The sequence below is a fragment of the Polymorphum gilvum SL003B-26A1 genome (assembly GCF_000192745.1).
Taxonomy (GTDB): Bacteria; Pseudomonadota; Alphaproteobacteria; order Rhizobiales; family Stappiaceae; genus Polymorphum; species Polymorphum gilvum.
The window spans coordinates 1,693,605-1,706,089 of the sequence record NC_015259.1 but is presented as its reverse complement, the minus strand read 5'-3'; the positions used below and the strand labels follow the sequence as shown (position 1 = coordinate 1,706,089).

Below are 12,485 nucleotides of genomic sequence, written 5' to 3'. Positions count from 1 at the left end.
GACCGGCGCGGCGGAAAAAACCAGCCTCTGAGGCGCCATAATCCTCCTTTTTCATGACGATTTCTGTGCTATTGTGCCAGATAATCGCGAGCGCCCACGAGAATTATTCCGCCTATCCCGCCATGACAGAAAATTTTCTCCTCGATCCATCCGACATCCGCGTCTTGCGCGTCCTCCAGCGCGACGCGTCCCTGTCGATCGCCGACGTCGCGCGCGAGGCGGGCATGAGCCAGACGCCCTGCTGGCGCCGCATCAAGAAGCTCAAGGAACACGGGGTGATTCGCCAGATCGTGGCGGTGGTCGACCGCGAGGCGGTCGGCCTCGGCTTCGTCTCCTATGCCTTCGTCAAGCTGGCCGTGCCGAGCCGGGAGAACATGGAGACCTTCGACCGTCTGGTCCACGCCTGGCCCGAGGTGGTCACCTGCGAACGCATCACCGGCGCCGTCGACTACCTGATCAAGGTCGTCGCCGACGACATCAAGGCCTATGACAACTTCCTGCGCCTGAAGCTGCTCGACAACACGCTCGTCTCGGACGTGCAGTCGCGCATCGTCGTCAACACGGTGAAGGACACCGTCGCCCTGCCGCTGCGGGAGCGATAACCGCCGCCGCTCACAGGAACCGCAGCGGCGACAGGGCCGAGGGGTCGACGAACGGCGCCTGTCCGGCGATCATCTCGGCGATCAGCCGCCCGGTCACCGGCCCCAGCGTGAAGCCGACATGGCCATGGCCGAAATTGAGCCACAGGCCCGGGGCGATCGGCGAGGCGCCGACGACCGGCAGCGAATCCGGCAGGCACGGCCGGCTGCCCATCCAGGGCTCGGCCTCGGCCGGCGCGCCGAGCGGGAAGATCTCCTTCGCGCAGGCCTTCGCCCGATCGATCTGCACCGGTGTTGGCGGCGCATCGCGCGCAGCGAATTCCACGCCTGTGGTCAGCCGCACGCCCTTTTCCATCGGCGTCAGCACATAGCCGTTTTCCATGTCGACCACCGGTCGGGTCAGCGACACCCCCGATACCGCGCGAAAATGCATGTGGTAGCCGCGCTTGACCGCCATGGGAAACCGATGCCCGAGCGGTCCGAGCACGTCCATCGCCCACGGCCCGAGCGCGACCACCGCGGCGCGACCCCAAACCGGTCCCCGGTCGCTCATCGCTGCCCAGCCGCCCTTGGAGCGCGTCAGGCGGCGCGCGTCCCCGTTGTAGAGATGGCCGCCGAGCTCGCCGACCTTGCGCGCGAAGGCCTTGGTGACGGCGCCGGGATTGGACACCGATTCGGTTTCCGGCCAGAACACGCCGAGGCAGTCGTCTGCGGTCAGTCCCGGTTCAAGTTCGTTGAGATCGAGCGCGCCGAGCTCCTGGTATGCGGCTCCGAAGATGCGCGCATAGTGCCGTGCAGTCTCCGCGGCGGCATAGGCTGCCTCGGTGCGGAACAGGTGGATCCAGCCGGTCCGCCGGTAATAACGCTCGCAGTCGGCGAGCGCTGCCAGCGCCCTGTGTTCGCCGACCGCATGGCGCTCCAGCGCGTCGATCGCATGGGCGAAGCGTTGCAGGGCCACCCGGCTCGACTGGCGGCGCAACGCCTGCAGCCAGGGCAGCAGCCGGGCGAGCGCCTTGAGATCGTAGTTGACCGCAACCGATCGTTTCAGCGCGATCTCGAGCAGCAGCCGCGGCTTGTCGGGAAACGTGACCGGGACGAAGCCGTTGCGCTCGATGATGCCGGCATTGCCGTGCGAGGTCTCCTCGCCGGGCTGCCGACGGTCGATGAGGGCGACCTCCAGTCCCTTGCGCTGGAGCTGCAGCGCCGTCGAGGCCCCGACGATGCCCGCCCCCAGCACGATCACGTCAACTGTCTGCACCCCATGCACCTTCCCGAACGCACGAACCGGATGTTGCACCGGGCATTCTTGGCCATATACCGTGTTTCGCCAACCCGGCACAGGAGTGTTTCTGCAATGATCAGAGGGGCAACGGCCGCGCTCGCGTGGATCGGACGGCGCGGTACGAGCGCCGTCGCGCTCAGCGCGCTGGCCGGCATGGCGGTCCCCCAGTTGTCCGCGCTCGCCCGCCCCTGGGTCGCGGAAGCGATCTTCGTGCTGCTGGTGTTCGCGTTCCTGCGCGTCGATCCGGCCGCCGTCCGCGTGCGCCTGCGCCGGCCGCGTCTCGTCCTGCTCGCCGCCCTTTGGATGACGGTCGCCGTGCCCCTCGTGGCCGGCACCGCGGCGCGCGCGGCCGGCCTTGCCGATCTCCAGCCCGACCTGATGCTCGCGCTGTTCATCGTCACTGCAGCTCCCGCGATCATGTCCGCCCCCGCCTTCATGTATCTGCTCGGCCTCGACGGCGCCCTCAGCCTGACGGTGCTGGTCGCCTCGATCCTGCTCGTGCCGCTGTCGGCGCCGCTGATCGGCGAACTGATGCTCGGCGACGTCCTGCCGGTCGACGGGCTGACCCTTGCGGTCAAGCTGATCTCGCTGCTCGCCGGCTCGATGCTGATCGCCTGGCTCCTGCGCCGGCTCGTCGGGCTGGAGCGGATCGCCGCCGCCCACGACCACATCGACGGGGCCAACGTCCTGCTGCTGCTGTTCTTCGCCGTCGCCGTCATGGATGGCGTCGCCGCCAGCTTCTCTTCGCGTCCGCTGCTGTCGGCCGGCATCGCCCTGCTCACCTTTGCCGTCGCCCTCGCCCAGATCGGCCTGACCCTCCTCGTCTTCGCCCCCGCTGCACGCGGCGACGCCTTCGTCATCGCCCATGCCGTCGGCAACCGCAACATGGGGCTCATGGTCGCCGCCCTCGGCGGCACGCTGCCGGATCTCACCTGGCTCTACTTCGGCCTCGGCCAGTTGCCGATCTACATGCTGCCGCTGTTCCTGCGCCCCTTCTCGCGCCGCTACACCGGCCGTTCCGCGCCGGCCCCGGCGCCGCCGGTGTGACGCAGGCCACGGTTTCGGCCGTCCTGCCGGACTAAAGTAGAACCGACCAGGGAGAACCGATGCCATGCCCCGCCCCATGAAACTGCGCCGCGGCCTCAGCGCCGCCGTACTCCTCGCCGTCGCCATCGGTTACGGCCCGGCCGTCGCCGGCGATGTCGCCGAGGTCGAGATCCTCGGCTTTTCCGCCGACGGCCGTCATTTCGCCTTCGAGGAGTTCGGCCTCCAGGACGGCTCCGGCTTTCCCTATTCCAGCATCTACGTCATCGACGTCGCCCGCGACGCCTGGGTTCCCGGCTCCCCGCTCCGCCGCCGCGACGAGATCGACGACGCACCGCCCTACGATCCCGACGCAGCGCTCGCCAGGACGCGCGAAGCCAACCGCGCCGCAGCCGTGCCGGTCCTGCGCGGTGCCGGCATCGCCGGCTTCGGCACGCTCGTCGGCCACAATCCCCCGACAGAAATGTCCGCCGATCCCCATCACCTGATGGTCGTGCCGCGCCGGGTGCTGCCGCCGATCGACGATCCGCTCGAGTTCGCGCTTACCGAGTTTCCGCTGCCCGCCGGCCACTGCGCCGACTATGGCGCCGAGACCCGCGGCTTCCGCCTGACGCTCGTCCGGAGCGCCCGCACGACCGTGCTCGCCGAGGACAGGACCCTGCCGGCGAGCCGCAACTGCCCGCTCGGCTACTCGATCGAACGTATCCTTACCCACTATCCCGCGGACGGGGATCCAGTCTTCGCCGTGCTGCTTCTCATGGAGACGGTCGGCTTCGAGGGTCCGGACGGCCGCTATCTGGCCGTCACGGGCCGATTCTGACGCTCGCGCGCGCCGCTATCCATCGCTTGTTAGGCTTTGCCGGCAACACTGTTCCGATAACCTGAAGATCCTGCGAAGACGACGAGCATGCGTGCGGAACGGCAACACATCTGGCCGGCAAGGCCGACCATCGCGGCAACGGTGCGGGTCGCCCTGCCCGATGCCGCCCTGTTCGCGCCGCTGTGGGCGCTCGCCATGGCCGGCCTCGCCGCGGGCCACCTGTGGTGGGCCGAACAGGGCCTCACCGCCCGCACCCTGGCGATCGTCCTCCTGTTCGCCGCCGGCGGCCTGCTGGGCTCCTTCGTCGCCTGGATCGCCGCTGCGGTGGTCGCCTGCCTGCGCCGGCACCCGTCGGCCAGGTTCGCCGCCATGGTCCTGTCGCTGGGCATCGGGACGGTCGCCACGACCGCCCTGCTGTTCTTCCTCCAGTTCCGCGCCTATTACGCGCAGTGGCACGACGCGACCCTTTCGAAGGCCTGGATCGTCGAGACGCTGATGACCGGCGCCACGGCCGCCTATCTGTTCGGCATCGAGGGCATGCGTATCCTGCTGCCCTGGGGCCTGCCGCTGCTGCTTCTCGCCGCCCTCGTCTTCACCCGCCGCCAGGCGCTCCCGACCCGAGCCGGTCCGGGCATTCGCCGCCCGTCGCATTGAGCCCCGTCGCGCTCTCTGCTATTGCGCTTCGCGACGCCACCCCCCGCGTCTGCCAAGAACGAGGACAGCGATGATCCCGCGCTATTCGCGACCCGACATGGTCGCCATCTGGTCGCCCGAAACCAAGTTCCGCATCTGGTTCGAGATCGAGGCCCATGCCTGCGACGCGCTGGCCGAGTTGGGCGTGATCCCGAAGGAGGCCGCCAGGACCATCTGGGACAAGGGCGGCGCGGCCACCTTCGACATCGATCGCATCGACGAGATCGAGCGCGAGACCAGGCACGACGTCATCGCCTTCCTGACCCATCTGGCCGAAATCGTCGGCCCGGATGCCCGTTTCGTCCATCAGGGCATGACGTCCTCGGACGTGCTGGACACCTGCTTCAACGTGCAGCTGGTGCGCGCCACCGATCTGCTGCTGAAGGACATGGACGCGCTGCTGGCCGCCCTCAAGCGCCGCGCCTTCGAGCACAAGGACACGGTCTGCATCGGCCGCTCCCACGGCATCCACGCCGAGCCGGTCACCTTCGGCCTGAAAATGGCGGAAGCCTACGCCGAGTTCGACCGCTGCCGCACCCGCCTCGTCAACGCGCGCGAGGAAATCGCCACCTGCGCCATCTCCGGCGCCGTCGGCACCTTCGCCAACATCGATCCGCGCGTCGAGGAGCACGTCGCCCGCGCTATGGGCCTGAAGGCCGAGCCGGTCTCGACCCAGGTCATCCCGCGCGACCGCCACGCCATGTATTTCGCCACGCTCGGCGTCATCGCCTCGTCGATCGAGCGCGTCGCCACCGAGATCCGCCACCTGCAGCGCACCGAGGTCCTGGAAGCCGAGGAATATTTCTCCCCCGGCCAGAAGGGCTCGTCGGCCATGCCGCACAAGCGCAACCCGGTGCTGACCGAGAACCTCACCGGCCTGGCCCGACTGGTGCGCGGCTACGCCATCCCGGCCATGGAGAATGTGGCGCTGTGGCACGAGCGCGACATCTCGCACTCGTCGGTCGAGCGCATGATCGGTCCGGACGCGACCGTCACCCTCGACTTCGCCCTCGCGCGCCTGACCAATGTCATCGACAAGCTCCTGGTCTATCCGGAGCGCATGATCGGCAACATGGACCGGCTCGGCGGCCTGGTGCACTCCCAGCGCATCCTGCTGGCGCTGACCCAGGCCGGCTGCTCGCGCGAGGACGCCTACCGCCTCGTCCAGCGCAACGCCATGAAGGTCTGGGAAAGCTACCAGGTCTCCGGGGCCGCCGGCGTCGACTTCCTCACCGAGCTGCTGAACGACGCCGACGTGCGTCGCTATCTTTCGGAAGAGGACATCAGGGACCGCTTCGATCTCGGCTACCACACCAAGAACGTCGACGTGATCTTCAGGCGGGTGTTCGGCGCGGCGTGACGGCGCCCGTCGGGAGCCCCTCCCGGGTCCGTAGTTGCCACGATGAAAACCGGCGCCGGTGATGCCATACTGAAACGGCATCGTCGGGCGGGCGTGTTTTTACACGCCGGATCGGTCGGCGAGCGGTGTCGACCCCGGGAACCATTCTTGACCTGAACGGTTGTCCGGGTGAAGCGCGAAGCGACCACCGAGCGAGGAAACCCCATGACCCGCAGGAACAGACTGATCGCAGCCCTGGCAGCCGCCGCCATCGGCGTCGCGGCGATCGCCCCCGGCGCCACGGCCCTGCCGCTGCCCAAGGCCGGCCCCGCTGCCGGCGCCGTCGTCGACGACAATCTCGTCCTCGTCCAGAAGCGCCAGCCGCCGCAGCACCCGCACGGCAAGGGCTACTATCACCACCGCGGCCATCCCTACTACAACGGCCACCGCGGCTACCGGGACTACCGTCCCGGCTATCGCCAGTACAACGGCTGGTGGTTCCCGCCCGCCGCCTTCGCTCTCGGCCTGTTCCTCGGCCAGGGGATGGCCCAGCCCGCCCCGCGCGGCCTGCCGGCGGCCCACTACAACTGGTGCCAGCGGCGCTACAAGTCCTATCGGGCCTACGACAACACGTTCCAGCCCTACAACGGCCCGCGCCGCGCCTGCCGGTCTCCCTACTGGCCCTGACCGAGCAGCGATCGCCAGACCCATCGCGACACCCTCGGGGGATGCCGTCACCGGCATCCCCTTTTTCGCGTCGTCGCCCTTGATCGCCCGCCGCCTCCCGCTCTACAGACGGCGCACGCGCCGAACAGGACGGGAGACGGGTCCATGAAGATCGCCGAGGCGGACATCCTCATCGTGCCGGGCTGGGGCGGCTCGGGACCGCAGCACTGGCAGAGCCGCTGGATCGAGCGCTTCTCGACCGCGCGCCGGGTGGAGCAGGACGACTGGGACACGCCCAACCTCGCCGACTGGACGGGCAAGCTCGTCGACGAGGTCCGGTCCTGCACGCGGCCGGTGGTGCTGGTCGCCCATTCCCTCGGCGTCGCCGCCGTGGTCCACGCCCTGCCGCAGGTCCGCCCCCTGGTGCGCGGCGCCTTCCTGGTCGCTGCTCCCGATGTCGACGACAGCGCCCGCGTGCCCGCCCCCTGCCGGGCCTTCGCGCCGCTGCCGACCGCCCCGCTCGGCATCCATGCCTGGCAGATCGCCAGCCGCGACGATCCCTATTGCTCCTTCGAGCGCGCCGACCAGCTGTCGCGCCTGTGGGAGACGACCCTGCTCGATGCCGGCGCGGCCGGCCACATCAACACCGCCTCCGGCCACGGTCCCTGGCCGGAGGGCATGATGAGCTTCGCCCATTTCATGGCCGCGCTGAAATAGCCCCGCTCAGGCGGTGCGCGGGCCCCTGGGCTGGATCAACTCGTTGACGCGCCGAGCGACCAGATAGCTGACCGGCAGCGCGACGATCGCGCCGGCGGCCGCGCAGCCGGCCAGGATCAGCGGGTCGAAGGCATTGACCCCGAACACGGTGAGCGGGATCAGGGCGCCGATCCCGGCGAGGGTCGGGCCGATGACGATGAAAAAGACGACGGCGAGCTTCCACATGGCGGCAAGGCTCCTGTCGGATCTGCAACGGCGGACGGGTCCCGGCCGTCCGGGCGCCGCGCGCCCCCTTCAGACCCGCCCTTGGACGGCGGGAATCCTCGCGCCATTGCCGCCCTGCGTCCTTGCGGCAGATCAACCGGCCGCCTTGACCGCCTGCTGCGCCGCGCCGAGGAACAGCGACATATCGCCGCCATAGGCCATCAGGCGGTAGCCCATCGCCTTCGCCTTGCCGACCGTCTCCGGCTCCAGGCAGAAGATGCCGGCAATCTTGCCCGCCGCCCGCGCCCGCGTCGCGATCTCGGCCGCCGCCGCCAGCGTCTTCTCCCCGCCCGGATCGAGCTTTGCCCCGCCCGACAGTGTCAGCGACAGGTCGCTCGGGCCGACGAACACGCCGTCGATGCCGGGCACGGCGAGGATCTCGTCCAGCGCGGCGATCGCCGCCGGCGTCTCGATCATGGCCAGCGCCAGCGTCTCGTCGTTGGCCCGGACGAGATAGTCCGGCACGCTCAGGCCGGCCAATTGCGCGCCGCGCTGCGGTCCCCAGCTGCGCGCCCCGAGCGGGGGATATTTCATCGCCTCGGCGAAGGCCCGCGCGTCGGCCGCCGAATTGATCATCGGCGCGATCACCGCCTCGGCCCCCATGTCGAGCAGCCGGCTCGCCGTGGCAGTCTCGCCGACCGGAATGCGCACGATCCGGTGCGCGCCGCCCAGCGCGATCGACGCCACGCCCTCGCGCACGCTGGCAAGGTCGTGCAGGCCGTGCTGCATGTCCAGCGTCACCGCCGCATAGCCGGCGCGGCCGAACAGTTCGGCCAGGATCGGCACGGCAAGGGTCGACCAGGCGGTCACGATGGCTTCGTCCGCCTTCAGGCGGCTGGCGAGGATGGGCTGCGCGGGGGTCATGGTAGACGTGTTTCCTCCTTCGGCGTCCGCGTGTCGGCCTGGGCCGGAGGACGGGACGGACGGGCATCAAAGCCGCTTCGCACCGCCTCCGCAAGGGCCACCGCCGCCCGGATCGGCCCGGATCGGCCCGGATCGGCCCTGATCGGTAAGCGCGAACCGGAAACCACGCAGCAAAAAAGGGCTCCCGCGCCGCGGGAGCCCTTGCTTGTCCGAACCGCGCGCCAGCGAAAGGCGGTCAGCCCCCGGTCTGGATCTGCTGGACGGCGGTCTGCAGCAGTTCGTCCATGGTGCGGCGAATCTGGTGGTCGGACTGGTCGACGCCGGCGGCATCGAAGTCGCCGCGGATCTTGCGGAACACGTCCTCGTGGCCCGGCTCCTCGAAATCGGCCCGCACCACTTCCTTGGCATAGTCTTCCGCCTTGTCGCCCGACAGGCCGAGCTTCTCCGCAGCCCACAGGCCGAGCAGCTTGTTCCGGCGGGCGTTGGCCTTGAACCTCAGTTCCTCGTCATGCGCGAACTTGTTCTCGAAACCTTCCTCGCGCTTGTTGAACGTGCTCATCCTGGTGCCTCCTGAACTGCGGACAGTGCGTCCGGCGCCCCTCACATATGGGCCCTGTCTGAGCCTCTGCATAGCCTCGGCACCGACGCAAATCAACGCGATATGCGCGCCATGCCCCATAAGCATGAGAGCCCTGCGGGAAACCGGCAAAGCTTCACGTTGTACTTTGACCGGCGATCGGGTAAGTTCCGCGCCGCTAATGCGGGACTGGATGTCGATGCATCGGTGATTGGTCAGCACTTGCGCCACCCGGCATCGGAACACAAAGGAGTTACCCGCCTCGATGGATTTCCTCAAACGAACACGGTACGTGCCTATGAACCGCCGCCGGCGCATCTATGAAGGCAAGGGCAAGATCCTCTACGAGGGCCCGGAGCCTGGAACCCTGATCCAGCACTTCAAGGACGATGCAACCGCCTTCAACGCCAAGAAACACGAGATTGTCGACGGCAAGGGTGTCCTCAACAACCGCATCTCCGAGTTCATCTTCAACCAGCTGAACGGCATGGGCATTCCGACCCATTTCATTCGCCGGATGAACATGCGCGAACAGCTGATCCGCGAAGTCGAGATCATCCCGCTCGAGGTCGTCGTGCGCAACGTCGCGGCCGGCTCGCTGTCCAAGCGTCTCGGCCTCGAGGAAGGCACCCAGCTGCCGCGCTCGATCATCGAGTTCTACTACAAGAACGACGAACTGGGCGACCCGATGGTGTCCGAAGAGCACATCACCGCCTTCGGCTGGGCCACCCCGCAGGAACTCGACGACATTATGGCGCTCGCCATCCGCGTCAACGACTTCCTGTCCGGCCTGTTCCTCGGCGTCGGCATCCGCCTGGTCGATTTCAAGATCGAGTGCGGCCGCCTGTTCGAAGGCGACATGATGCGGATCGTCGTCGCCGACGAGATCTCGCCGGACAGCTGCCGTCTGTGGGACATCGCCACGAACGAGAAGATGGACAAGGACCGCTTCCGTCGCGACATGGGCGGCCTGCTCGAGGCCTATCAGGAAGTCGCGCGCCGGCTCGGCATCCTGAACGACAACGACCGCCCGACGGGTTCGGGCCCGACCCTGGTCAAGTGACCCGGCGACGCGGCGCCTCCGTGTGAGGATGGCGCCGCGTTCCCCCTGCGACTGACCGCGGGCGCCATCGGCGCCCGTCCGTTTCTGCACCGTGCGGCGACAGACCGCTTCGCAAGAAGGCCACCGGCACATGAAGGCACGCGTAACCGTCACCTTGAAGAACGGCGTCCTCGACCCCCAGGGCAAGGCGATCGAGGGCGCGCTCGGCGCGCTCGGCTTTTCCGGCATCGGCGGCGTGCGCCAGGGCAAGGTGTTCGACATCGAGCTCGACGGCCGCGACGCCGCCGCCGCCCGCACCGACCTCGCCGCCATGTGCGAGAAGCTGCTCGCCAACACGGTGATCGAGAACTATTCGATCGAAATCCTCTGACACGCAGGCCGGCGACGCCATGGACGACGATACCGCCCGCGCGATCCGCTTCCTGGCCGTCAAGGCGGCGGTCTTCATCGTTCTGCCGGCCGTCGTCAGCGTGATCGCCGTTCTCGTGCTGCTGTGATTCGCCTGCCGTAACCGCTCCTGACCACCGGGAACCCGCGACCATGAAATCCGCCGTCATCCTCTGCCCCGGCCTCAACCGCGACCGCGACATGCTCCACGCGCTGGAACTGGTGACCGGCGTGAAGCCGGTGACGGTCTGGCACACCGAGACCAAGATCCCCGACGTCGACCTCATCGTCGTGCCCGGCGGCTTCTCCTACGGCGACTACCTGCGCGCCGGCGCCATCGCCGCACGCTCTCCCGTACTTCGGGCGGTGATCGACAAGGCGGCCAGCGGCGTCTATGTCCTCGGCGTCTGCAACGGCTTCCAGATCCTCACCGAGGCTGGCCTGCTGCCGGGCGCGCTGATGCGCAACGCCCATCTGAAGTTCGTCTGCCGCGAGGTGAAGCTGGAGACGGTCAACACCCGCACCGCCTTCTCCAACCGCTTCGACGCCGGCCAGGTCTGGCGCTGCCCGGTCGCCCACCATGACGGCAACTATTTCGCCGACGCCGAGACACTGAAAGCCATCGAGGACAACGGCCAGGTCGTCTTCCGCTATGCGGAGGGCAGCAACCCGAACGGCTCGATCCACGATATCGCCGGCATCGTCAACGCCAGGGGCAACGTGCTCGGCATGATGCCGCACCCGGAGAACCTGGTCGAACCGCTCCAGGGCGGCACCGACGGCCGACTGCTGTTCGAAAGCCTGATGGGCGAACTGGTCGGCTGACCGTCCCTCCCCGCATCCCCGGCCAAGCGCAGCGGAAACCCGCAGCCCGCTCGCGCATCGTCGCTCCGCAAGGTCGCAGGAGCGCAGCGGTGCGGGCAGAGCCATGCAACCACCGCTCTGCAAACGAGGGAACCCCGGCCTCGCGCTGCTCGCCCGGGGCGACCGCTGGCGGGACGGCGGCCGGGGGGAATGACGGCCGCCCCCTTGCGTGCATCGAGCCCCGCCTCTTGTCGCTGCCCGGCCCGTTGTGCATGCTGGGTGCAGAACGGGGGCTGAAAATGACGGGTGACGACTTTTCGTTCGAGCCGGTGTCCGGCTTCGACCTGCCGCGCTTCGCCGGCATTCCGACCTTCATGCGCCTGCCGCATGTCCCGCTGACCGACCCGCGCGCGGCGCAGGTCGACATCGGCCTCATCGGCGTGCCCTGGGACGGCGGCACCACCAACCGCCCCGGCGCCCGCCACGGCCCGCGCCAGTTGCGCGACGCCTCGACCATGATTCGATTCGTCCATCCGCACACCGGCATCAGCCCGTTCCGGCTGGTCCGCTGCGCCGACCTCGGCGACGCGCCGGTCAATCCGGCCGACGTGCAGGATGCGCTCGCCCGCATCACCGGCTTCTACGACGCGGTCGTCGACCGGGGCATCATGCCGCTCACCGCCGGCGGCGACCATCTCGTCTCGCTGCCGATCCTGCGCGCCCTCGCCCGCTCCGGCCCGCTCGGCATGATCCACTTCGATGCCCATACCGACCTGTTCGACGGCTATTTCGGCGGCTTCCGCTACACCCACGGCACCCCGTTCCGCCGTGCCATCGAGGAAGACCTGCTCGACCCGGAGCGCGTCGTCCAGATCGGCATCCGCGGCACCATGTACGACGGCGAGGACATCGAGTGGGGCCAGGCCCAGGGCGTGCGCATCGTCATGATCGAGGAACTGATGGAGCGCGGCCTCGACGACGTCATGGCCGAGGCACGCGAGCGCGTCGGCCAGGAGCCGACCTATGTCAGCTTCGACATCGACGGCATCGACCCCGCCTATGCGCCGGGCACCGGCACGCCGGAGATCGGCGGCTTCACCACTTTCCAGGCCCAGCGCATGGTGCGCAAGCTGAACGGCCTCAACCTGGTCGGCGCCGATCTGGTCGAGATCTCTCCGCCCTTCGACCCCTCCGGCGGCACCGCCTGGGTCGGAGCCTCGATGATGTTCGAACTGCTCTGCGTCCTCGCCACCGCCCGCGACGAAATCGGCTAGGCCGGCGGGGCGCCACGGTCCGGCAGCGGGCCGGCGGCATGCAAACAGTTCTCCGGCAACTCTCCGGCGGGTCTCAGGAGGGAAGTAGGACA

At 68.6% G+C, this 12,485-nt stretch carries 16 protein-coding genes; 12 read left to right on the top strand and 4 right to left on the bottom strand.

The genetic code is table 11. The annotated features are described in order from the left end of the window. The first annotated feature begins 122 nt into the window (after nucleotides 1-122). Entirely contained in the window at nucleotides 123-602 is a 480-nt protein-coding gene (locus tag SL003B_RS08035) for an Lrp/AsnC family transcriptional regulator (protein WP_013652338.1), read from the top strand. Nucleotides 603-612: 10 nt separating this feature from the next. On the opposite strand, the gene SL003B_RS08030 is transcribed toward SL003B_RS08035, so the two are convergent. Continuing rightward, entirely contained in the window at nucleotides 613-1,866 is a 1,254-nt protein-coding gene (locus tag SL003B_RS08030) for an NAD(P)/FAD-dependent oxidoreductase (protein ID WP_148259424.1), read from the bottom strand. 87 nt (nucleotides 1,867-1,953) lie between these two features. Here SL003B_RS08030 and SL003B_RS08025 point away from each other — a divergent pair, with 87 nt between their 5' ends. The 6 genes from SL003B_RS08025 (at nucleotide 1,954) to SL003B_RS08000 (ending at nucleotide 7,160) form a co-directional block, all read left to right on the top strand. After that, nucleotides 1,954-2,928: a sodium:proton symporter gene (locus SL003B_RS08025; protein ID WP_013652336.1), complete on the top strand. Its 975-nt coding sequence runs from the start codon at nucleotides 1,954-1,956 to the stop codon at nucleotides 2,926-2,928. A gap of 64 nt (nucleotides 2,929-2,992) precedes the next feature. Beyond that, entirely contained in the window at nucleotides 2,993-3,745 is a 753-nt protein-coding gene (locus SL003B_RS08020; protein WP_013652335.1) for a DUF2259 domain-containing protein, read from the top strand. An 87-nt stretch (nucleotides 3,746-3,832) separates the two neighbouring features. Then, a complete protein-coding gene (locus tag SL003B_RS08015; protein WP_013652334.1) occupies nucleotides 3,833-4,399 on the top strand; it encodes a hypothetical protein in 567 nt (188 codons plus the stop codon). A 70-nt stretch (nucleotides 4,400-4,469) separates the two neighbouring features. Then, nucleotides 4,470-5,798 carry an adenylosuccinate lyase gene (gene purB, locus SL003B_RS08010; RefSeq protein WP_013652333.1) on the top strand — a complete coding sequence of 443 codons (1,329 nt, stop codon included), beginning with the start codon at nucleotides 4,470-4,472 and terminating at the stop codon, nucleotides 5,796-5,798. Between the two features lie 204 nt (nucleotides 5,799-6,002). Continuing rightward, nucleotides 6,003-6,464: a BA14K family protein gene (locus tag SL003B_RS08005; protein WP_013652332.1), complete on the top strand. Its 462-nt coding sequence runs from the start codon at nucleotides 6,003-6,005 to the stop codon at nucleotides 6,462-6,464. Between the two features lie 144 nt (nucleotides 6,465-6,608). Continuing rightward, nucleotides 6,609-7,160, top strand: a complete 552-nt coding sequence (locus SL003B_RS08000; protein WP_013652331.1) for an RBBP9/YdeN family alpha/beta hydrolase — start codon at nucleotides 6,609-6,611, stop codon at nucleotides 7,158-7,160. A 6-nt stretch (nucleotides 7,161-7,166) separates the two neighbouring features. On the opposite strand, the gene SL003B_RS07995 is transcribed toward SL003B_RS08000, so the two are convergent. From SL003B_RS07995 to SL003B_RS07985, 3 genes are all read right to left on the bottom strand, one after another. Further along, nucleotides 7,167-7,385, bottom strand: coding sequence for a hypothetical protein (locus SL003B_RS07995; RefSeq protein ID WP_013652330.1), 219 nt, complete (start codon nucleotides 7,383-7,385; stop codon nucleotides 7,167-7,169). A 132-nt stretch (nucleotides 7,386-7,517) separates the two neighbouring features. Further along, a complete protein-coding gene (locus tag SL003B_RS07990; protein ID WP_013652329.1) occupies nucleotides 7,518-8,288 on the bottom strand; it encodes an HpcH/HpaI aldolase family protein in 771 nt (256 codons plus the stop codon). Nucleotides 8,289-8,523: 235 nt separating this feature from the next. Beyond that, nucleotides 8,524-8,847 carry a DUF1476 domain-containing protein gene (locus tag SL003B_RS07985; RefSeq protein ID WP_013652328.1) on the bottom strand — a complete coding sequence of 108 codons (324 nt, stop codon included), beginning with the start codon at nucleotides 8,845-8,847 and terminating at the stop codon, nucleotides 8,524-8,526. Between the two features lie 316 nt (nucleotides 8,848-9,163). On the opposite strand from SL003B_RS07985, the gene purC reads away from it, so the two are divergent. The 5 genes from purC to speB all read left to right on the top strand — a co-directional run bounded on the left by purC (nucleotide 9,164) and on the right by speB (nucleotide 12,393). Beyond that, entirely contained in the window at nucleotides 9,164-9,928 is a 765-nt protein-coding gene (gene purC / locus SL003B_RS07980; protein ID WP_013652327.1) for a phosphoribosylaminoimidazolesuccinocarboxamide synthase, read from the top strand. A gap of 130 nt (nucleotides 9,929-10,058) precedes the next feature. Then, nucleotides 10,059-10,298 (top strand): phosphoribosylformylglycinamidine synthase subunit PurS, encoded by a 240-nt coding sequence (gene purS, locus SL003B_RS07975; protein ID WP_013652326.1) that lies wholly within the window; start codon nucleotides 10,059-10,061, stop codon nucleotides 10,296-10,298. A gap of 19 nt (nucleotides 10,299-10,317) precedes the next feature. Next, the gene (locus SL003B_RS24050) at nucleotides 10,318-10,425 is read left to right on the top strand and encodes a phosphoribosylformylglycinamidine synthase-associated small membrane protein (protein WP_041375438.1); all 108 of its coding nucleotides are present in this window, start codon (nucleotides 10,318-10,320) and stop codon (nucleotides 10,423-10,425) included. 43 nt (nucleotides 10,426-10,468) lie between these two features. After that, nucleotides 10,469-11,140 (top strand): phosphoribosylformylglycinamidine synthase subunit PurQ, encoded by a 672-nt coding sequence (gene purQ, locus SL003B_RS07965; RefSeq protein ID WP_013652325.1) that lies wholly within the window; start codon nucleotides 10,469-10,471, stop codon nucleotides 11,138-11,140. A 278-nt stretch (nucleotides 11,141-11,418) separates the two neighbouring features. After that, nucleotides 11,419-12,393, top strand: coding sequence for an agmatinase (speB, locus tag SL003B_RS07960; protein WP_041375437.1), 975 nt, complete (start codon nucleotides 11,419-11,421; stop codon nucleotides 12,391-12,393). Nucleotides 12,394-12,485: the final 92 nt, after the last annotated feature.

Bases quoted from the DNA above. Each gene is read 5' to 3' on its own strand.
- SL003B_RS08035 (WP_013652338.1), top strand. From the start codon at position 123: ATGACAGAAAATTTTCTCCTCGATCCATCCGACATCCGCGTCTTGCGC.
- SL003B_RS08020 (WP_013652335.1), top strand. From the start codon at position 2,993: ATGCCCCGCCCCATGAAACTGCGCCGCGGCCTCAGCGCCGCCGTACTC.
- SL003B_RS08025 (WP_013652336.1), top strand. From the start codon at position 1,954: ATGATCAGAGGGGCAACGGCCGCGCTCGCGTGGATCGGACGGCGCGGT.
- SL003B_RS08015 (WP_013652334.1), top strand. From the start codon at position 3,833: ATGCGTGCGGAACGGCAACACATCTGGCCGGCAAGGCCGACCATCGCG.
- SL003B_RS08005 (WP_013652332.1), top strand. From the start codon at position 6,003: ATGACCCGCAGGAACAGACTGATCGCAGCCCTGGCAGCCGCCGCCATC.
- purC (WP_013652327.1), top strand. From the start codon at position 9,164: ATGAACCGCCGCCGGCGCATCTATGAAGGCAAGGGCAAGATCCTCTAC.
- purQ (WP_013652325.1), top strand. From the start codon at position 10,469: ATGAAATCCGCCGTCATCCTCTGCCCCGGCCTCAACCGCGACCGCGAC.
- SL003B_RS24050 (WP_041375438.1), top strand. From the start codon at position 10,318: ATGGACGACGATACCGCCCGCGCGATCCGCTTCCTGGCCGTCAAGGCG.
- speB (WP_041375437.1), top strand. From the start codon at position 11,419: ATGACGGGTGACGACTTTTCGTTCGAGCCGGTGTCCGGCTTCGACCTG.
- SL003B_RS07990 (WP_013652329.1), bottom strand. From the start codon at position 8,288: ATGACCCCCGCGCAGCCCATCCTCGCCAGCCGCCTGAAGGCGGACGAA.
- purB (WP_013652333.1), top strand. From the start codon at position 4,470: ATGATCCCGCGCTATTCGCGACCCGACATGGTCGCCATCTGGTCGCCC.
- SL003B_RS08000 (WP_013652331.1), top strand. From the start codon at position 6,609: ATGAAGATCGCCGAGGCGGACATCCTCATCGTGCCGGGCTGGGGCGGC.
- SL003B_RS07995 (WP_013652330.1), bottom strand. From the start codon at position 7,385: ATGTGGAAGCTCGCCGTCGTCTTTTTCATCGTCATCGGCCCGACCCTC.
- purS (WP_013652326.1), top strand. From the start codon at position 10,059: ATGAAGGCACGCGTAACCGTCACCTTGAAGAACGGCGTCCTCGACCCC.
- SL003B_RS07985 (WP_013652328.1), bottom strand. From the start codon at position 8,847: ATGAGCACGTTCAACAAGCGCGAGGAAGGTTTCGAGAACAAGTTCGCG.